General features: G+C 74.3%; 17 protein-coding genes. 6 read left to right on the top strand and 11 right to left on the bottom strand.

Translation table 11 applies throughout. The annotated features are described in order from the left end of the window. Window positions 1-14: 14 nt before the first annotated feature. Window positions 15-980 (bottom strand): EamA family transporter, encoded by a 966-nt coding sequence (locus V6V16_RS11105; RefSeq protein WP_334561881.1) that lies wholly within the window; start codon window positions 978-980, stop codon window positions 15-17. A gap of 76 nt (window positions 981-1,056) precedes the next feature. Between V6V16_RS11105 and V6V16_RS11110 the strand changes: the two genes are divergently transcribed. Next, window positions 1,057-1,602, top strand: coding sequence for a CGNR zinc finger domain-containing protein (locus tag V6V16_RS11110; RefSeq protein WP_334561882.1), 546 nt, complete (start codon window positions 1,057-1,059; stop codon window positions 1,600-1,602). Window positions 1,603-1,653: 51 nt separating this feature from the next. Here the strand turns inward: V6V16_RS11110 and V6V16_RS11115 are convergent, their stop codons facing one another. The 4 genes from V6V16_RS11115 to V6V16_RS11130 form a co-directional block, all read right to left on the bottom strand. Next, window positions 1,654-3,063 carry a class II fumarate hydratase gene (locus tag V6V16_RS11115; RefSeq protein ID WP_334561883.1) on the bottom strand — a complete coding sequence of 470 codons (1,410 nt, stop codon included), beginning with the start codon at window positions 3,061-3,063 and terminating at the stop codon, window positions 1,654-1,656. A 44-nt stretch (window positions 3,064-3,107) separates the two neighbouring features. After that, window positions 3,108-4,775, bottom strand: a complete 1,668-nt coding sequence (locus tag V6V16_RS11120; protein WP_334561884.1) for a fumarate hydratase — start codon at window positions 4,773-4,775, stop codon at window positions 3,108-3,110. Between the two features lie 67 nt (window positions 4,776-4,842). Further along, window positions 4,843-6,285: an outer membrane protein assembly factor BamB family protein gene (locus V6V16_RS11125; RefSeq protein WP_334561885.1), complete on the bottom strand. Its 1,443-nt coding sequence runs from the start codon at window positions 6,283-6,285 to the stop codon at window positions 4,843-4,845. Window positions 6,286-6,499: 214 nt separating this feature from the next. Further along, window positions 6,500-6,985, bottom strand: a complete 486-nt coding sequence (locus V6V16_RS11130; protein ID WP_334561886.1) for an Lrp/AsnC family transcriptional regulator — start codon at window positions 6,983-6,985, stop codon at window positions 6,500-6,502. 233 nt (window positions 6,986-7,218) lie between these two features. On the opposite strand from V6V16_RS11130, the gene hppD reads away from it, so the two are divergent. Genes hppD through hisC form a run of 4 tightly spaced genes read left to right on the top strand, consistent with a single transcriptional unit; the run spans window position 7,219 to window position 11,263 of the window. Further along, window positions 7,219-8,424, top strand: coding sequence for a 4-hydroxyphenylpyruvate dioxygenase (hppD, locus tag V6V16_RS11135; protein WP_334561888.1), 1,206 nt, complete (start codon window positions 7,219-7,221; stop codon window positions 8,422-8,424). A 10-nt stretch (window positions 8,425-8,434) separates the two neighbouring features. Then, window positions 8,435-9,160: an RDD family protein gene (locus tag V6V16_RS11140; RefSeq protein WP_334561889.1), complete on the top strand. Its 726-nt coding sequence runs from the start codon at window positions 8,435-8,437 to the stop codon at window positions 9,158-9,160. A gap of 22 nt (window positions 9,161-9,182) precedes the next feature. Then, a complete protein-coding gene (locus V6V16_RS11145) occupies window positions 9,183-10,163 on the top strand; it encodes an RDD family protein (RefSeq protein ID WP_334561890.1) in 981 nt (326 codons plus the stop codon). Beyond that, a complete protein-coding gene (gene hisC / locus V6V16_RS11150) occupies window positions 10,160-11,263 on the top strand; it encodes a histidinol-phosphate transaminase (protein ID WP_334561891.1) in 1,104 nt (367 codons plus the stop codon). The genes V6V16_RS11145 and hisC overlap by 4 nt, the downstream gene beginning before the upstream one ends. A gap of 427 nt (window positions 11,264-11,690) precedes the next feature. On the opposite strand, the gene V6V16_RS11155 is transcribed toward hisC, so the two are convergent. The 5 genes from V6V16_RS11155 to V6V16_RS11175 all read right to left on the bottom strand — a co-directional run bounded on the left by V6V16_RS11155 (window position 11,691) and on the right by V6V16_RS11175 (window position 16,173). After that, window positions 11,691-12,962, bottom strand: a complete 1,272-nt coding sequence (locus V6V16_RS11155; RefSeq protein WP_334561892.1) for an outer membrane protein assembly factor BamB family protein — start codon at window positions 12,960-12,962, stop codon at window positions 11,691-11,693. Window positions 12,963-13,101: 139 nt separating this feature from the next. Further along, a complete protein-coding gene (locus tag V6V16_RS11160) occupies window positions 13,102-13,575 on the bottom strand; it encodes an SRPBCC family protein (protein WP_334561893.1) in 474 nt (157 codons plus the stop codon). Between the two features lie 105 nt (window positions 13,576-13,680). Next, window positions 13,681-13,890, bottom strand: a complete 210-nt coding sequence (locus V6V16_RS11165; RefSeq protein WP_334561894.1) for a DUF397 domain-containing protein — start codon at window positions 13,888-13,890, stop codon at window positions 13,681-13,683. 173 nt (window positions 13,891-14,063) lie between these two features. Further along, complete coding sequence (gene fahA, locus V6V16_RS11170) at window positions 14,064-15,263, bottom strand: fumarylacetoacetase (protein ID WP_334561895.1); 1,200 nt, start codon at window positions 15,261-15,263, stop codon at window positions 14,064-14,066. A 37-nt stretch (window positions 15,264-15,300) separates the two neighbouring features. Further along, window positions 15,301-16,173 (bottom strand): hypothetical protein, encoded by an 873-nt coding sequence (locus V6V16_RS11175; RefSeq protein ID WP_334561896.1) that lies wholly within the window; start codon window positions 16,171-16,173, stop codon window positions 15,301-15,303. 95 nt (window positions 16,174-16,268) lie between these two features. Here V6V16_RS11175 and V6V16_RS11180 point away from each other — a divergent pair, with 95 nt between their 5' ends. Continuing rightward, window positions 16,269-17,435 carry a homogentisate 1,2-dioxygenase gene (locus V6V16_RS11180; protein ID WP_334561897.1) on the top strand — a complete coding sequence of 389 codons (1,167 nt, stop codon included), beginning with the start codon at window positions 16,269-16,271 and terminating at the stop codon, window positions 17,433-17,435. Between the two features lie 50 nt (window positions 17,436-17,485). On the opposite strand, the gene V6V16_RS11185 is transcribed toward V6V16_RS11180, so the two are convergent. After that, window positions 17,486-18,511, bottom strand: coding sequence for a tetratricopeptide repeat protein (locus V6V16_RS11185; RefSeq protein ID WP_334561898.1), 1,026 nt, complete (start codon window positions 18,509-18,511; stop codon window positions 17,486-17,488). Window positions 18,512-18,517: the final 6 nt, after the last annotated feature.

Here is an 18,517-nt window from a genome sequence, read left to right on the forward strand (position 1 = left end):
GCGGGCCGTTCGGTTCACGGCAGAGCGGGCGCGGCGGCGCGTGGATCCTGGCGCTCCTCGGCGCGGGGAGCGCGCAGCTCGTCCACGCGCACCAGCGCGACCCCGGCGACGATCAGGGCGCCTCCGAGCAGTTGCACCGGGGTGGGCAGTTCGCCCAGCACCAACCAGGCGATCAGGACGGCGAACATCACCTCGGTCAGCCCGACGAACGACGACAGTCGCGCGCCGAGGATCCGGGTGCCCGCGATCCCCGCGAGATACGCGACGACGGCGGCGACCAGCGACAGGCCGGCGATCGGGAGAAGCCAGCTGGTGCGCTGCCCGGCGAAGGTGACCTCGCCGAAGGTGGCCCGCAGCGGCAGCGCCCCGACCGCGCCGAGCAGCAGCAGGACGGCGGCGCCCACGGCCATGCCGCCACTGGCCATGGCCACCGAGGGCAGCCCCTCGTCCACCCGGCCGGCGAGCACGAAGTAGCCGGCGAGCCCGACCGCCGCCCCGAGGCCCCAGAGCACGCCCACCGGGTCGAGCCGGCCGGCGCCGGCCAGGTCCAGGACGAAGAACAGGCCGGCGAGGGCCGCCACCGAGCCGGCCACGGTCAGCCGGCGGGGACGCTGGCCGTGGACCAGCCACATCCAGCCCACCACCAGGATGATGCCGAGATACTCCAGCAGCAGCGCCACGCCGACCGGCAGGTGCCGGACGGCGTTGAAGAAGCAGACCTGGGCGGTCGCGACCCCGAGCAGGCCGAACACGCCGATCGCGGCGAGGTTGCGGCGCAGCACGTGCCACCTGCCTCGCAGGGACAGCACGGCCGGGACGGCGACCACCAGCGCGGCGATGCCGACCCGGGCGATCACGGCCGCCTCGGCCGACCAGCCCGCGTCGATGAGGGAGCGGGCGAACGTCCCCGACGTGGCGAAGGTGACGGCGGAGAGCAGGGCGAGGCCGAGACCGAGCCCGGCGACGGGTGGTTGACGCATCGATCCACTCCCAGCTGTCATGAGCCAAATGCCGGTATGCTGATGACGCTAGGCGGATGCCCCGACAGGAGTCAAGTTGCTTTTCGCTCATGACACGGAATGCTCCCTGAGCGCCGCCGCCGCGCTGGTCAACACCGACGGCCGCGACGGCGAGGCCCTGCCCGACGTCCCCGCCCTGGACGCGTTCTACGTCGCCCACTCCTACAGCGGTCGGCACGAGCACACCGAGGAGGAGCTGCTGGCGGTACGCCGGCTGCGGCCCCGACTGCGGCGGATCTGGCACGCCGACACCGACGAGGTCGTCGCCATCGTCAACGCGCTGCTCCGCGAGAACGACGCGCTGCCGCAGCTCATCACGCACGACGACGAGCCCTACCATCTCCACGCCGTGCCGCGTGACGCGCCGCTGGCGACCCGGATGGCCGTCGAGGCGGCGATGGCGATGGCGGATCTGGTCCGCAGCGGGGAGCTGAGCCGGCTGCGGGTCTGCGACCACCCGGACTGCGAGAACGTGCTGGTCGACCTCTCGAAGAACCGGTGCCGCCGGTTCTGCGACGCGGGCTGCGGCAACCGCGCCGCCGTCACCGCCTACCGCGCCCGCAAGGCCGCCGGCCGGAGCTGAGCCCGAGGCGGGTCGCCGCCGGGGACGGCGACGACCGCACCGGCGCGGGGCTCAGGGGTGGGTCATCCGGAGCAGGTCGAGCGCCTCGTCGAGCTGGGTCTCGGTCAGCTTGCCCGAGGCGACGTGCCCCCGGGAGACGACCACCTCGCGGATCGAGACCTGCTTGGCCAGCGCCTCCTTGGCGATCGAGGCGGCCTCGTCGTACCCGAGGTGACGGTTGAGCGGGGTGACGATGGACGGGGAGCCCTCCGCGTACGCCAGGCAGACCTCGGCGTCCGCGACCAGGCCCGCCACCAGGCGGTCGGCGAAGAGCCGGCTCGACGCGGCGAGCAGGCGGATGGACTCCAGCAGGTTGCGGCCCATCACCGGGAGCATGACGTTCAGCTCGAAGTCGCCCTGCGAGCCGGCGAACCCGATGGCGGCGTCGTTGCCGATCACCTGGGCACAGACCTGACGCACCGCCTCGGCGACCACCGGGTTCACCTTGCCCGGCATGATCGACGAGCCGGGCTGGAGATCGGGGATGCGCAGCTCGCGCAGCCCGGCGCGGGGGCCCGAGCCCATCCACCGGATGTCGTTGGCGATCTTGTAGAAACCGACGGCGACCGTACGCAGCTGCCCGGAGGTCTCCACCAGCGCGTCCCGGGCGCCCTGCGCCTCGAAGTGGTTGCGCGCCTCGGTCAGCGGCAGCCCGGTCGAGGCGCGCAGCTTCTCGACGACCCTCGCGGCGAAGCCGAGCGGGGTGTTGATGCCGGTGCCGACGGCGGTGCCGCCCAGCGGCAGCTCGGCCAGCCGGGGCAGCGCCCCCTCCAGCCGCTCGATGCCGTAGCGGACCTGGGCGGCGTACCCGCCGAACTCCTGGCCCAGGGTGACCGGGGTGGCGTCCATCAGGTGCGTACGGCCGGCCTTGACCACGGTCTCGAACTCCGCCGCCTTCGCCTCCAGCGCCTCCGCCAGGTGGGCCAGCGCGGGCAGCAGGTCCCGCGTGACGGCCTCGGTGGCGGCCAGGTGGATCGAGGACGGGAAGACGTCGTTGCTGGACTGCGAGGCGTTCACGTCGTCGTTCGGGTGCACGCCCCGGCCCAGTTCCCGGCCGGCGAGGGTGGCGATCACCTCGTTGGTGTTCATGTTCGACGACGTGCCGGAGCCGGTCTGGAACACGTCGATCGGGAACTGGTCGTCGTAACCACCGTCGGCCACGTGCGCCGCCGCGGCGGCGATCGCCGCCGCCACGTCCTCGCCGATCACCCCCAGTTCCCCGTTGACCTCGGCAGCCGCCCCCTTGATCTGGGCCAGCGCCCGGATCTGGGCCGGCTCGATGCCCCGCCCGGAGATCGGGAAGTTCTGCACCGCGCGCTGCGTCTGCGCCCGCCACAGCGCCTCGGCGGGCACCTCCACCTCGCCCATCGAGTCGCGTTCGATCCGGTATCCCGTCGCATCTGGAGTCGTCACGCGTACCATCCTGCCGCGCCGCACGCCGACCTGCAGATGATCGCCCAGCCCGGTCAGCGGCGGCCCACCGTCAGCACCGGCTTGGTGACCTCGGCGAAGAAGTCGTTGCCCTTGTCGTCGACCACGATGAAGGCCGGGAAGTCCTCCACCTGGATCTTCCAGACCGCCTCCATGCCCAGCTCCGGGTATTCCAGGACCTCGACGTGCTTGATGCAGTCCTGCGCGAGCCGGGCGGCGGGGCCGCCGATCGAGCCGAGGTAGAAGCCGCCGTGCTGCTGGCAGGAGCGGGTGACCTGGGCGGACCGGTTGCCCTTGGCGAGCATCACCTGCGAGCCGCCGGCGGCCTGGAACTTCTCCACGTACGCGTCCATCCGGCCGGCGGTGGTCGGGCCGAACGAGCCGGACGCGTAGCCCTCCGGGGTCTTGGCCGGGCCGGCGTAGTAGACCGCGTGGTCGCGCAGGTACTGCGGCATCGGCTCGCCCGCGTCCAGCCGCTCGGCGATCTTGGCGTGCGCGATGTCGCGCGCCACCACCAGCGGGCCGGTCAGCGAGAGCCGGGTCTTCACCGGGTACTTCGACAGCTCGGCGCGGATCTCGTCCATCGGCCGGTTCAGGTCGACGCGGACCACCTCGGAGGCGTCGAGCGTCTCGTCGGTGACGTCGGGCAGGTAGCGCGCCGGGTCGGTCTCCAGCCGCTCCAGCCACACGCCCGACGGGGTGATCTTGGCGACCGCCTGCCGGTCGGCCGAGCAGGAGACGGCGATCGCCACCGGGCAGGAGGCGCCGTGCCGGGGCAGCCGGACCACCCGCACGTCGTGGCAGAAGTAGCGGCCGCCGAACTGCGCGCCGATGCCGAAGTTGCGGGTCAGCTCCAGCACCTCCGCCTCCAGCTCCAGGTCCCGGAAGCCGTGCGCGCTCATCGAGCCGGAGGTGGGCAGCGCGTCGAGGTACTTGGCGCTGGCGTACTTGGCGGTCTTCAGGGCGTACTCGGCGGAGGTGCCGCCGATGACGACGGCCAGGTGGTAGGGAGGGCAGGCCGCCGTGCCGATGAGCCGCAGCTTCTCCTCCAGGAACTGCATCATCCGCGTCGGGTTCAGCAGCGCCTTGGTCTCCTGGTAGAGGTACGACTTGTTGGCCGAGCCGCCGCCCTTGGCCATGAAGAGGAACTTGTACGCGTCCGGGTGCCCGTCCGGGTCCTCCGCGTAGAGCTCGACCTGGGCGGGCAGGTTGCTGCCGGTGTTGCGCTCCTCCCACATGGTCAGCGGCGCGAGCTGCGAGTAGCGCAGGTTCAGCCGGGTGTACGCCTGGTAGACGCCGCGCGAGACTGCCTCGGCGTCGCTGCCGTCGGTGAGCACGTGCCGGCCGCGCTTGCCCATCACGATGGCGGTGCCGGTGTCCTGGCACATGGGCAGGACACCGCCGGCCGCGATGTTGGCGTTGCGCAGCAGGTCGAGCGCGACGAACCGGTCGTTGGGCGAGGCCGCCGGGTCGTCGATGATCGACCGCAGCTGCGCCAGGTGCGCGGGGCGCAGGAAGTGGGCGATGTCGTGCATCGCCTCGGCGGTCAGCGCGGTGAGCGCGGTCGGCTCCACGGTGAGGAACCGGCGCCCCCCCGGCCCGTTGACGACGTCGACGCCCTCGTCGGTGACCAGCCGGTATTCCGTCTGGTCGGGACCGGTCGGCAGCAAGGGAGCGTACGAGAACGCGGCGGCACTGCTCATGAGCGGAAAGCCTAGGGCAGAGGGGGCGTCCAGTCCCACCCGCCGGGTCGGTCCTGGGACGACGCTCTCACCCCGGGCAGAGCTCCCGCTTCGGGCCGCAGCTGTCCTCCGGTGCGGGAACCCCCGCAGTGCTTCCGGGGCCCGGCACGCCGGCGTCGCCGGGTGGGGCGGGGACGCCGGGTGGGGCGGGGACGCCCGCCGAACCGCCGAAGCGGACGTACCCGATCTCGCGCCCCTCCCCGATGATCATGCCCTGCGGGCCGACGGCGAGGGCGTTCGCGGAGGTGCGCAGGGTCGCCAACTCCCGCCCGGTACGCGGGTCCAGCGCCACCAGCCGGGACGGCTTCTCGTCGGCGAGCACGGCCGCGTACGGGGTGAGCGCGGCGCCGGCCTTCGCCCCGGCGGGACGGCTCCACCGCACGCGCCCCGTGCCCAGTTCCCGGCCGACCACCGCGCTCTTGTCGGCGGACCGGACCAGGGCGTACCGGTCGTCGACCGCGAGCAGCCGCTCCCCGGCGGAGGTGACCAGGAGCAGTCGCCCGTCGTAGCCGTCGAGGACCGCCTCGCGGGCGTCGGGCGAGACCCCGATCAGCACGTTCCGCGCGCCGTGCGGGTCCTCCCGCTGGGCGCAGCCGGCGTTGTCGGCGGTCCGCAGGTTGATCCCGGCCCGCTGCCAGGTCTCCCGGCCGGTCGCCGGGTCCCGGCCCGAGATGGCGAAGTAGCAGGCGCCGTCCTGGGACCGGGCGGTGATGCGCAGCAGCCGACCGCCGACCACCGAGAGCCGCTCGTCCCGGCCCGGCTCGACGTTCTGGAGCACCCGCCCGGTCGCGGTGTCGAGCACGTGCACCCGGCCGTCGATGGGGAAGCCGAGCAGCGGCGGTACGGGCTCCGGGCCCGCCACCTCCTCGTCGATCCGGACGGCGTCGAGTCGGCGGGTGCCGAGCAGCCCCGGGTTGTCGCCGAGCAGCCCGCTGCGCACCCCGGGCACGAAGGCCGTCCAGAGTGGGGCGGTGCCGCGCGGGTCCCAGGCGCTGAGCGTGCAGTCGGTGGCGTCGACGCAGCGGGCGTCGAGCAGCATGTTGCGGTACGTCCAGACGGCCACCGCGTCGCCGCTGCGCCGCCGCGTGGCGCCGGTCGTCGGGTCCAGCACCTCGTACCCCTTGACCAGCAGCTTGCCCACGACGACGACCGGGTCCCGGCCGCCGCCGGCCACGGCGGCCCAGTCGGCCTTGCGCTCCCACAACTGGGTGCCGGTGGCCAGGCTGCGCGCCTCCACCCGGGTGCGCTGCTCGACCACCACGGCGTCACCGGCGATGGTCACGCTGCGCGGGGTGCCGCCGACGCGCTGCTGCCAGACCACGTCCGGCTCGGATATCGGCTCGCTCCGGTCGACCCAGGTCCACACCGCGGGGAACGGGTTCCAGACGCCGGTGACGGCGAGCGCGACGACCACGATCAGCGCGAGCAGCAGCCCGCCACGCCACCCCCCGAGGCCGCCCGCCTTCGCCACACGCACACGGTAGCGACGACCACCGAACTCCCGCGCTCCCGCACCGCCGTGTCGCCCCCCTTTCTCCCACCCCCGCCACTCTCGATTCCGCGATCTTGCACCTTCGGCCCTCGGGCTGCCCGAAAGATCCGGTGTGCCGGGGCCGCAACTGCGAGATCGCCGCCGACGGGCGGGGGCGGGCGGGGGGCGGGCGAGGGCGGGAGGGCGGGCGGGGTCAGGGGGTGGTGGAGCGGATCAGGGGGAGGGTGCGGTAGGGGATCTGCTCGGCGAGGGCGATGATCGTCGAGGCGCGGCGGATGCCCTCGTACGAGACGATCTGGTCGATCACCCGCTGGAGGTCGGTGTTCGAGCGGGCCACGATCCGGCAGAGCAGGTCGCTGGAGCCGGTGATGGTGTGCGCCTCCAACACCTCGGGGATCGCGGCCAGGTGCGCGGCGACCCGGTCGTGCCCGTGCCGTTGACTGATCTCCAGGGTGACGAAGCTGGTCACCCCGAACCCGATCGCCGCCGGCGAGATCTCCGGCCCGAACCCGCCGACGACCCCCCGCCCGACCAGCTTGTCCAGCCGGGCCTGGACGGTGCCCCGGGCGACGCCGAGGCGCCGCGAGCACTCCAGCACCCCGATCCGCGGCTCCGCGGCGAGCAGTTCGATCAACCGCACGTCGAGGGCGTCCAGCTGTACAGCTTGACCATCGCTCATGCCGTCGCACCCTACTGAATGCGCAACCTGACCAGGTCAGGGGCCGACAGTTGCCCAGTGCTCCCCATCGGCGCGATCCTCGCCACAGCAGCACCGGAGCACGGCAGCACGCGAAGCACAGCAGCACCGGAGCACGGCAGCACGCTAAGCACGGCAGCACCCGAAGCACAGCAGCACCGAACACGACCGACGGCGGCGGCCACGAGCCGACCGGTTACTTGAGGGAGACCGCGATGACCCAGGCGCTCGACCGACCCCACCCGACCGACGACGTCGACGTCGACGTGCTCGTCGGTGCCGTCGACCACGACATCAGCCGCGACCCGTTCCCGGTCAGGGGCCTCGACCACGTGCACTTCCTGGTGGGCAACGCCAAGCAGGCCGCCCACTACTACTCCACCGCGTTCGGCATGACCTGCGTGGCGTACCGGGGGCCGGAGCAGGGCTACCGCGACCACGCCCAGTACGTGCTGACCAGCGGCTCGGCCCGCTTCGTGCTGACCGGCGCCGTCCGCCCGGACGCCGAGGGCGCCGAGCACGTCGCCAGGCACAGCGACGGGGTCTCCGACATCGCGCTGGAGGTGCCCGACGTCGACGCCGCGTACGCGCACGCCACCGCGCAGGGCGCCACCGGCCTGGTCGAGCCGCACGACGTCGCCGACGAGCACGGCACCGTCCGGCTGGCCACCATCGCGGCGTACGGCGACACCCGGCACACCCTGGTCGACCGGTCCCGCTACCGCGGCCCCTTCCTGCCCGGCTTCGTGGCCCGCAAGCCGATCGTGGACCGGCAGCCGATGATCGACGCCGGCCTCCAGCCGAAGCGCTTCTTCCAGGCCGTCGACCACGTGGTCGGCAACGTCGAACTCGGCCGGATGGACGAGTGGGTCGACTTCTACAAGCGGGTCATGGGCTTCTCGAACATGGCCGAGTTCATCGGCGACGACATCGCCACCGACTACTCGGCGCTGATGAGCAAGGTCGTGGCGAACGGGACCCGCAAGGTCAAGTTCCCGCTGAACGAGCCGGCGCTCGCCCGCAAGAAGTCGCAGATCGACGAGTACCTGGAGTTCTACCAGGGCCCGGGCGCCCAGCACATCGCCGTCGCCACCAACGACATCCTGGCCAGCGTCGACGCGATGCGGGCCGCCGGCGTCGACTTCCTGGACACCCCGGACTCCTACTACGACGACCCGGAGCTGCGCGCCCGGATCGGCCAGGTGCGGGTGCCGATCGAGGAGCTGAAGGCCCGCAAGATCCTGGTGGACCGGGACGAGGACGGCTACCTGCTCCAGATCTTCACCAAGCCGGTGCAGGACCGCCCGACCGTCTTCTTCGAGCTGATCGAGCGGCACGGCTCGCTCGGCTTCGGCAAGGGCAACTTCAAGGCGCTCTTCGAGGCGATCGAGCGGGAGCAGGAGAAGCGCGGCAACCTGTAACACTGACGGCGTGACGCAGCCTCCGACGTACCCGACGCCGCCGGCCGGTGGGCCAACGCCCGCCGCCGGCGGCTTCGCGCCGCCGTCCGGTCCCGCCAGCCAGGGGTACGCGGTGCCGCCGCAGCACGCCCCGCCCGGTCAGGCCCCACCACCCGGCTGGATGCCGCCGCCCCCGGGCTGGGCCGGACCGCCCCGCCCCGGCCCGGCGCTCGCGCCGGGCAACCGGCCGCTCGCCGGCTTCGGTGACCGGCTGCTCGCGGCGCTGATCGACGGCGCGCTGAGCACGCTGGTGGTGATGGTCCTCTTCGTGCCGCCGTTCGTGTTCCTGTTCTGGAACATGACGACCGAGCTGACCCGGACCGACCCGGACGGCACGCTCGTCGGGCCGGACCCCGGGTCGTTCATGACCGACTTCATGCTGCCCATCCTGCTGCTGGAGCTGGGCCTGATGGTGGTGATGCTCGGGCTGTACTGGCTCTACCACGTGGAGTACATGAAGCGCACCGGGCAGACGTTCGGCAAGCGGGTGATGAAGCTGCGGGTCGTGCCGCTCGACCCGGCCGCCACGCTGGACCGGCAGATGGCCGGCAGGCGGTACGCGGTGCAGTTCCTCGCCGCGGTGCTGCTGCCCGGCCTCAGCTACCTCGACGGGCTCTGGCAGCTGTGGGACAAGCCCTGGCAGCAGTGCCTCCACGACAAGTTCGCCGGCACCGTCGTCGTTAAGGTGTCTGCGTGAGCGAGCAGAGCGAGGCCAGGGCATGAGCGTCGAACCGGGCTGGTACGTCGACCCGGCGGATCCGGACACCCGGCGCTACTGGGACGGCGGGGGCTGGATCGGCGCGCCGATCCCGGTCGACGCCACCCCGCCCGAGGGCCCGCCGCCGGCTGAGCCGCCGCCCGCCCCGACACCGCCTGCCGTCCCCGTCCCGGCCCCCGCCGCCCCCGTCCCGGCCCCCGGCGCCCCCGGCGCACCCGGGGTCGGCGGGGCACCCGCCGGCCGGTCGCAGCCCGGCCGGCCGCTGCCGGGGCAGGCGTACCCCTGGCAGCCGCCGCAGGGGCACGGGCACCCGCAGGGCCCGCCGCCCGGCTGGCCGCCGGGGGGCTGGCCGGGACGGCCGCCGGAGCCTCGCCCGCACGGGCTCCCGCTGGCCGGGTTCGGCGCCCGGCTGGTCGCCCGGCTGATCGACTTCGCCGTGGTCTTCGCGTTGAACGCGGTGGTGAACGGCTGGTTCGTCTGGCGGCTGGTCGACGAGGTCACGCCGTACTGGCGGGAGGTGTTCCGGCGGGCGATGGCCGGCGACACCTCCACCGATGGGCTGCCACAGCCCAGCGAGCAGGCCGGCGGCCTCCAGGTCGTCATCCTGCTGATCGCCACCGCCCTCTGGCTCGCGTACGAGGTGCCGACGATGGCCTCCGGCGGGCAGACCTTCGGCAAGCGGCTGGTGGGCGTCAAGGTGGTGCCGGTGAGCGCGGACGAGCCGCTCGGCTTCGGCAGGGCGCTGCGCCGGTGGAACACCCTCGGCCTGCCCACCCTGCTCTGGTACTGCTGCGGCCTCGGCCTGCTGCTCCAGCTCGTCGACGCCCTCTCCCCGCTCTTCGACCACCCGCTGCGCCAGGCGTTGCACGACAAGCGGGCGCAGACCGTGGTGGTCCAGCTCCCCCGCAACCGCCGCGCCGCCCCCGGCGACGGCACCGCCGCCCAGGAAGACCGCACCGACCCCTCGGGAGACACCCCATGACCGACCCCGGACGCCACCGGCCGGCGCTGCGACTGACCCGCGCCGACCTGGACACGCTGCCCAACTACGTGCCCGGCCGCAGTCCGGTCGACCTGGCCCGCGAGCTCGGGCTCCCCGAGGCGATCAAGCTGGCCAGCAACGAGGTGCCGTTCGGTCCCCTGCCCGGCGTGGTGGAGGCCGTCACCGAGGCCGTCGCGGGGGTGCACCGGTACCCGGACATGGGGGTGGTGGCGCTGCGCGGGGCGCTCTCCGAACGGTACGGCGTGGACGCCGACCGGATCGCCACCGGATGCGGGTCGGTGGCCCTGGCCGAGCACCTCGTCCGGGCCACCTGCCTGCCCGGCGACGAGTTCCTCTACGCGTGGCGCTCCTTCGAGGCCTACCCGATCATCGCGGCGACCAGCGGCGCGACCAGCGTACGGGTGCCCAACGACGCCGGGCACGGGCACGACCTGGCGGCGATAGCGGCGGCCGTGACCGACCGGACCCGGCTGATCGTGGTCTGCAACCCGAACAACCCGACCGGCACCTCGGTACGCCGGGCGGAGCTGGACCGGTTCCTCGACGCGGTCGGCGAGGACGTGCTCGTGGTGATCGACGAGGCGTACCGCGAGTTCGTCACCGACCCGGAGGTGCCGGACGGCCTCACCTACCTGGACCGGCCGAACGTGGTCGTGCTGCGGACGCTCTCCAAGGCCTGGGGCCTGGCCGGCCTGCGGATCGGCTTCCTGGTCGCCCAGCCGGCGGTCGCGGCGGCCGTACGCAAGGTCGTGACGCCCTTCTCCAGCAGCATGGCCGCCCAGGCCGGCGCGCTCGCCGCGCTGGCCCAGGAGGACGAGGTGCGACGGCGGTGCGCCCTCGTGGTGGCCGAGCGCGACCGGGTGACCGAGGCGCTGCGCAAGCTCGTCCCGGACGTGCCGGACAGCCAGGCGAACTTCGTCTGGCTGCCGCTGGGCGACCGGACGGTGGACTTCGGCAGGGCGTGCGAGGCTCGGGGCGTGATCGTCCGGCCGTTCGCCGGCGAGGGGGTCCGGGTCACCGTCGGCACCCCGGCCGAGAACGACGCCTTCCTGGCCGCGGCCGAGGCCGCGCTGGCCTGAGTCCGGACCGGTCCGGTCCGCCATCCCCTCGCGGACCGGACCGGAGTCTCCGGTCCCGCCACCGGCCGTCGGTGCGCGGGGCCGCGAACAGCGCCGGGGCCGGCCCGGGACGGCCGACCCGCCGGCGCGCGGGCCCCGATCGTCCGGCCGGGCGGGTGATCCGCCGGCATGCGTGCGGTGCGGCCGACGTGGGTGCCCGACCGTGACCGGGAGGGGTCAGGCTCGGCCCGGTGACGCGGGCCCGGCCAGGCCATCGGGACGGGTCACCGTCGCACTACGGGTGCCGCGCGACGCGACGGCTCGGCGTCGGCCGGCGACGCGGTGACGAGGATCAGGATCGCGCCCAACAGGGCTGCCAGGAGTCGCACAGGTGGGACTATAAATAACTTATGTCCGTTTTGTCGAGTGACCGGCCCGGCCCGGCGTGTCAGGTCGCCGCGAGAATCACCGGCTCCGAGGTGAGGTAGTAGCGCTGGTCGTCGCCCGTCGGGTCGACCGGCTTGCGGAGCCGCTCCACGGCCACGAACCCGCCGGCCGCGTACGCCGCCCCGGGCGCCCAGCCGACGCCGTCCGAGCCCGCGTTGAGCACGAACCAGGACCGCTGCGCCCCCGTCGCCGGGTCCAGCGTCACCAGGTCGTTCGTCCCCGTCAGCAGGTGCGCCCGGCCGGGCTGGACGGCCACCAGCCGCGCCTGCGGCAGGTCGGCACGGCGCCACAGCTCCGCACCCGTACGCGCCGAGCGGCCCACCACCACCCCGTCGACGACCGCCACGGCCGTGCCGTCGACGAGTTCGGCGTCCGGCCGGTCCAGAGCCGGCGCGGCGGCCGGCTCCCCGGCGCCGAGCAGCCAGCCCCGGCCCGCGTCGTCGCCGGGGGCGGCGGTGCGCAGGCCGGCGCACCCGGTCCGGCCGGTCCCGCAGCCGACCGGCGTCGCCACCAGTTCGTCGCCGGCGCCCGCCGGCCGCCAGCGCAGGCCCACCCTGCCGGTCGCGGCGTCGCGGAACTCCACCACCGTCGAGTTCCCGCAGGAGTCGACGATGATCAGCTGCCCGGAGGCGGTCGTCCCGACGGCGTCCCGGCAGGCGCTCTCGTCGGGTGGCAACGTGACGGTGGTGTGCGACTGCCACAGCTCACGGCCGTCGGTCAGGTCCACGGCGCGTACCCAGGCCCCGGCCGTCAGCACGACCTCCCGGCCGTCGGCCGCCCGCGCCACGAAGAGCCCTCGCGGGTCCCAGACCGTCGCCGCGCCGGTGCGTCGGACCGCCCGCTCCCCCACCGGCGCCGGCCCGTCCGCCCGCCAGGCGACGCGGCCCGTCCGCGCGTCCAGCGCCACGACCCGCCCGTCCGACCAGCGGGTGACCACCGTCGTCCCGGACGCCACGACCCCGTCCAGCGCGGCCGGCCAGCGGCGGTAGGACCAGAACGGGGTGGTCCGGTGCCGGCCGCCGACCGGCCGGTCGGCGTAGACCTGGCGGTGGGCCGCGTAGACGCGCAGCCGGCCGTCCACGATCAGCGGGGCGACGGGCAGCCGACCGACCACACCGGGAGCGGGGGAGGCGGCCGGCGGGTAGCCGGCCCGCGCGGGCGTGCTGACCTCGGCGGGAGCGAGCACCCGGTACACCGTCGCCGCGACGGCGACGGTGGCGAGCAGCGCCGCGACCGCCACCGCGATCCGCCGCCGGCCGTTCCGCAACCCCATGCCGCACCTCCGCCCGGCACCCTACCCAGTAAGGAGGGCCCGGGGCCGGTCAGGTCACCGGCGGCGCGCGGGAACGTCGCGGGCGGCGGGCCCGACGCCGCCGCCGGGTGGGACACGGCCTCGCCGCCGGGTGCCCGGCTCAGGCCGCCTCGGTCGCCTCCGACAGCGCCGCGGCGGCCAGGTCGGCGAGATCGTGCCGCAGCGCGCGCTCGACCGCCCGCGCCGCCAGCCCGCCGAGCAGCAGCGCCACCACCCGGCCGTACGGGGCGGTCGGCACCGCCTCCTGCTCGACGGTGACGGCCGTGCGGCCCCGGCGTCGCCGCTCGACCGGGCGCAGCGTCCAGGTGATCCGGTAGTCGACGCCGGCGCCCCGCGAGGCGAGCACCAGCCGCCGGGGCGACTCGGCCTCGATGACGACGAACTCCTCGACCAGCGCGGTGCCGTCGGGCTGGGAACGGGTCTCCCGCCAGGCCGTCCCCGGGCCGAACGGGCCCGGGGTGAGCACCTGCACCGGGCCGGTGAAGCGCCGGGTGCGGACGGTCAGGTCGGTGAGCAGCCGCCAGAGGACGACGTCGTGCGCCGCCACGAGCTCCGTGACCACCACCGTCGACATGGCACCTCCCGTGGCGTCGACGGTACGCCGCGTGAACGCGGATCGGGGCCCCTGGGGCGGAAAATCCACCGCCGGGGCCCCGGATCGCGGGTCGGGAACGGCCGGTCAGCGACCGAACTGGCCGGCCTGGATCGCGCCCACGAAGGCCGCCCATCCCGGCGGGCTGACCGCCAGCGCGGGGCCGGCCTGATCCTTGGAGTCGCGTACGCCCACCAGGCCGAGCGCGTCGACCAGGTTGTCCGCCACCTCCACGCAGAGACCCTGGTCGTTGGAGCGGCTGCTGGTGCGCCACACGGCGCCCGGGAGAACGTTCATCGTCGTCACCTTCCTGTCGTCGGTACGCCAACCGGCGGCCGGGCCCGGACCGGAAGGGGGGCGACCGGCCGGGCCCGGCGCGGCATGGCGACGGAATCCGCGACGATCAACGGACGAACGACGGTCCCCGGTCGCACCAACTGTGCGACCGGGGACCGTCGTTCGAAATGCGGTCAGCGCGCGGGGAGGATCTTCCCGCTCACCTCGCCGAGGGCGACGGTGGTGCCGTCCGGGCCGGGAGCGGTGGCGGTGATGGTCACCGTGTCGCCGTCCTCCAGGAACGTGCGGGTCGCGCCGTCGGCGAACGTGACCGGCTCGTTCCCGCCCCAGCTGAGCTCCAGGAACGAGCCGACCTGCCCCCGTTCCGGTCCGGAGACGGTGCCCGAGGCGAAGAGGTCGCCGGTGCGCAGCGAGGCACCGTTGACGGTGAGGTGGGCCAGCTGCTGGGCCGGCGTCCAGTACATCGTGGCGAACGGCGGCTCGCTGACCCGCTCGCCGTTCCACTCCACCGACAGGCGCAGGTCCAGCCCCAGGTGCGGGACGTCGCGCAGGTAGTCGGCGACCAGCGGGTCCTGTTCGGGAGCGGGGACGAACGCGTCGGCGAGCGCGTCCAGCGGGGTCACCCAGGCCGAGACCGAGGTGGCGAAGGACTTGCCCAGGAACGGGCCGAGGGGCTGGTACTCCCAGGCCTGGATGTCCCGGGCCGACCAGTCGTTGACCAGCACGACGCCGAAGACGTGGTCGGTGAGGTCGTCGACCGGGACCCGGTCGCCCAGCGCGCTGGGCACGCCCACCACGAAACCGACCTCGGCCTCGATGTCGAGGCGTACGGACGGGCCGGTGACCGGGCCCTGCGGGGTGGCCCGCTGCCCGCTCGGCCGCACCACCGGCGTGCCGGAGACGACCACGGTGCCGGCCCGGCCGTGGTAACCGATCGGCAGGTGCTTCCAGTTCGGCAGCAGCGGCGGCTGGCCGGGGCGGAAGATCTGGCCCACGTTGGACGCGTGGTGCTCCGAGGAGTAGAAGTCGACGTAGTCGGCGACCTCGAACGGCAGCTCCATCCGCGCCTCGGCCAGCGGCACCAGCAGCGGCTCCACCGCCGGCCGGTGCGTGGCGTCGGTGAGCAGCTCGGTCACCCGCTGCCGGACGGCCGTCCACTGCGGACGCCCGAGGGCCATGAACCCGTTGAGCGTGGGCCGGCCCAGCGTCCCGGCGGCCAGCACCAGACCGGCCTCCTCCGCGCCGGCCAGGTCCAGCACGAAGTCGCCGATGCGTACGCCCACGCCCGGCGCGCGCCCGCCGTGGCGGAACACCCCGTACGGCAGGTTGCTCACGCCGTACGGCGAACCGTCGGCACCCGTCACCCAGCTCATGCCGGCCCGCCGAGATGACTCGCTCGCTGACGCTCGCTCATGCCTCGAAGCCCCCGTTCACCAGCCCCAGCCGGATCAGATCGGTCAGTGGTTCCAGGATGCTGCACGAGCCGAAGCCGATCCACACCGGGCGCGGGGCGTCCAGCCCGGCCTCGGCGTACCGCACCAGCGGGCGCGGATCGGTGGCGGTGAGCAGCTCGGCGACCCGGTCCACCCCGGCGCCCCCGGCGGCGGCCAGCGTCGCGGCGAGCACGTTGACGAAGCCGTGGTGGGTGAAACCGGTCTCCGGGTCCAGGTGGCGGACCGCTTGGTGCAGCCCGGCGGTCAGCTTGAACGGCAGGGCCCGGTCGCGGCAGGCGCAGATCACCGCCGCCAGCTCGGCCGGGGTGGGGAAGAGCTCGGCGGCCACCCCGCCGGTGCGGAACTTCGCGGCGACCGGCACCCCGTCGGCGCGGGCGGCGGCGAGCGCGTCCAGCGCCCCCATCAGCCCGAACGTGAGCGGCAGCTCGGCGTGGACGGCGTCCAGGGCGGCCGGGCCGTCATGGGCCCGGCGGGCCTGCGCCACCAGCTCGGCCAGGCCGGGCAGCGGGTCCTCGCCGCGTCTGGCGACCGCCGCCTCCACCTGGCGTACGCGGATGCGCGGGTCGACCGCGGCGCGCACCTCGTCGAGCCGGTCGAGCGGCACGTCGCCGATCACGCCGACCGCGATCCGCTCGTCGGCGCCGAGCAGGCCCGCCAGCTCGGGCAGCCTGGTGGCCGGGACCAGGAGCGGGCCCACCAGGCCCGCGTACCAGGAGGTGCGGTGCCGCCGGTGCGCGGCGACGGCGTCGGGCAGCGGCGCGCTGCCGGGCGGGAAGACGGCGGCGTCGTCGACGAGGCCGTCGAGAAGCGCGGGCACCTGCGTTGACACGAGACAAGAATGTACGGGACGCTACAAGGAACGGACAACAGCGTCCGATTATCGGACGCCGCTGGATCGGTGAACGGGACGAACCGGGAGGCGAGATGCCGTACTACCGCAGCGTCGGCGAGGTGCCGCGCAAGCGCCACACCCAGTTCCGCCAGCCCGACGGCCGCCTCTACGCCGAGGAGCTGATGGGGCAGGAGGGCTTCTCCTCCGACTCGTCCCTGCTCTACCACCGGCACGCGCCGACGGCGATCGTGGCGGCCGAGGAGTTCACCCCGCCGGCGTTCACCCGGGTGCCGAACCTGCCGCTCAAGCCCCGGCACCTGCGCACCCACAAGCTCGACGGCGCCGGCGCCGACCCGGTGCTCGGCCGGCGGTACCTGCTCGCCAACGACGACGTGCGCATCGCGTACGTGCTGGCGGACCGGCCGTCCCCGCTGTTCCGGGACGCCACCGGCGACCACTGCCTCTACGTGGAGTCGGGCAACCTGCGGGTCGAGTCGACCTTCGGCGTGCTCGACGCGGTGCCCGGCGACTACGTGGTCATCCCCACCTCGACCATCCACCGGCTGGTGCCGACCGGCGACGCGCCGACCCGGCTGCTCGCCGTCGAGGCGGCCGGCCACGTCGGCCCGCCCAAGCGCTACCTCTCGGTGCGGGGCCAGTTCCTGGAGCACTCCCCGTACTGCGAGCGCGACGTCCGGGGGCCGGACGCCCCGCTGCTGGTCGACGGGGAGGACGTGGAGGTGCTGGTCCGGCACCGGCGCGGCTGGACCCGCTACGTCTACGCGAACCACCCGTTCGACGTGGTCGGCTGGGACGGGCACATGTACCCGTGGGCCTTCTCGATCCACGACTTCGAGCCGATCACGGGCCGGATCCACCAGCCGCCGCCGGTGCACCAGACCTTCCAGGGTCCCAACTTCGTGATCTGCTCGTTCGTGCCCCGCAAGGTCGACTACCACCCGGACGCGATCCCGGTGCCGTACAACCACCACAACGTCGACTCCGACGAGATGCTCTTCTACACCGGCGGCAACTACGAGGCCCGGCGCGGCTCCGGCATCGAGCAGGGGTCGATCTCGTTGCACCCGTCCGGCTTCACCCACGGCCCGCAGCCGGGCGCCGCCGAGCGTTCCATCGGCGCCGACCACTTCGACGAGCTGGCCGTCATGGTCGACACCTTCCGGCCGCTCGACCTCTGCGACGCCGCCCGCGCCTGCGAGGACGACGGCTACGCCTGGACCTGGGCCCGCCGCGGCTGAGGCGCGTCCCGGCCGCCGGAGTTCCCCGGAGACCGCCCGGCGGCGGGCCGTCAGACCTGCGTACGGGACAGCACGGCGAGTTCGGCGGCGGCCGCGGCGACGATGGCGAGGACCAGCGGCCACGGGGTGCCGATGAGGGCGTAGAGCAGGATCAGCCCGGGGGCGGCGGCCGCCGCGTAGACGGCCAGCGCCAGGATCCGGTCGGAGCGGAGCAGGCTGGGCAGGATGGTGCGCGAGAGGCCGGGCAGCCGGGCGGCGAAGCGCCAGACCACCAGGGCCCCGCCGAGCGCCGCGAACGCCGCCGCGACCCGGGACAGCCCCGCGCTGCCCGGCGCCATGCAGGCGATCAGCACGGCGGTGATCATCGTCCAGCCCGCGCCGTAGACGACGAGCTGACGCAGGCCGACCGAGATGGTCCGGCCGGAGTCGACCCGGCCGGGGCTCATCGCGGCGGCGTCGGCGAGGTGCTCCAGCGCCTCGCTCCAGCGCCGCTGCTCCAGCCGCAGCACCCCGATGTCGTGCCGGGCCTCGGCGAGCTGCGGGTCGAGCCGGAGCGCCTCCCGGTAGGCGCGCTCGGCCAGGTCGAACATCTGCATGTTCGCCGCCACCAGCCCGAGCACCAGGTGCGCCTGCGGGCTCTCGGGCGCCAGCTCCACCCCGCGCCAGGCCGCGTTCAGCGCCGGCTGCCCGTTGCGCGAGCCGGCCAGGATCGCCGCGGCGCTGCTCTGCGCGTACGCGTCGTCGGGGCCCAGCGCCAGGATCCGGTCGGCGGTACGGGCAGCCTCGGCGTACTCCTCCAGGTCGGCCAGCGCGAGGGCGCGGGCGACCAGCGCCGGCACGTTCTCCGGGGCGGCGGAGACCGCGGCGTCGGCGGCGGTGAGCGCCTCCCCCGGCCGGTCGGCGGCGAGGTGGACCCTGGAGAGCATGGTCAGCGCCCCGGCGTCCGCCGGGTCCAGGGCGACGGCGTAGGAGACCTCGGTGGCCGCCTCGTCGTAGCGGCCCAGCTCGGCGAGGAGCTGGGCCCGCTGGAGGTAGCCGTCGGCGGCGGACCGGTCGGGGGTGGTGTCGCTGGACATCGCGCG

Source organism: Micromonospora sp. CPCC 205561 (genome assembly GCF_036906775.1).
Lineage (GTDB): Bacteria > Actinomycetota > Actinomycetes > Mycobacteriales > Micromonosporaceae > Micromonospora.

What these genes read in the sequence shown, in the direction of transcription:
- V6V16_RS11145 (WP_334561890.1), top strand. Translation starts at nt 9,183, where the DNA reads ATGAGCGTCGAACCGGGCTGGTACGTCGACCCGGCGGATCCGGACACC.
- V6V16_RS11105 (WP_334561881.1), bottom strand. Translation starts at nt 980, where the DNA reads ATGCGTCAACCACCCGTCGCCGGGCTCGGTCTCGGCCTCGCCCTGCTC.
- V6V16_RS11130 (WP_334561886.1), bottom strand. Translation starts at nt 6,985, where the DNA reads ATGAGCGATGGTCAAGCTGTACAGCTGGACGCCCTCGACGTGCGGTTG.
- V6V16_RS11120 (WP_334561884.1), bottom strand. Translation starts at nt 4,775, where the DNA reads ATGAGCAGTGCCGCCGCGTTCTCGTACGCTCCCTTGCTGCCGACCGGT.
- hppD (WP_334561888.1), top strand. Translation starts at nt 7,219, where the DNA reads ATGACCCAGGCGCTCGACCGACCCCACCCGACCGACGACGTCGACGTC.
- V6V16_RS11160 (WP_334561893.1), bottom strand. Translation starts at nt 13,575, where the DNA reads ATGTCGACGGTGGTGGTCACGGAGCTCGTGGCGGCGCACGACGTCGTC.
- V6V16_RS11185 (WP_334561898.1), bottom strand. Translation starts at nt 18,511, where the DNA reads ATGTCCAGCGACACCACCCCCGACCGGTCCGCCGCCGACGGCTACCTC.
- V6V16_RS11115 (WP_334561883.1), bottom strand. Translation starts at nt 3,063, where the DNA reads ATGGTACGCGTGACGACTCCAGATGCGACGGGATACCGGATCGAACGC.
- V6V16_RS11165 (WP_334561894.1), bottom strand. Translation starts at nt 13,890, where the DNA reads ATGAACGTTCTCCCGGGCGCCGTGTGGCGCACCAGCAGCCGCTCCAAC.
- fahA (WP_334561895.1), bottom strand. Translation starts at nt 15,263, where the DNA reads ATGAGCTGGGTGACGGGTGCCGACGGTTCGCCGTACGGCGTGAGCAAC.
- V6V16_RS11155 (WP_334561892.1), bottom strand. Translation starts at nt 12,962, where the DNA reads ATGGGGTTGCGGAACGGCCGGCGGCGGATCGCGGTGGCGGTCGCGGCG.
- hisC (WP_334561891.1), top strand. Translation starts at nt 10,160, where the DNA reads ATGACCGACCCCGGACGCCACCGGCCGGCGCTGCGACTGACCCGCGCC.
- V6V16_RS11180 (WP_334561897.1), top strand. Translation starts at nt 16,269, where the DNA reads ATGCCGTACTACCGCAGCGTCGGCGAGGTGCCGCGCAAGCGCCACACC.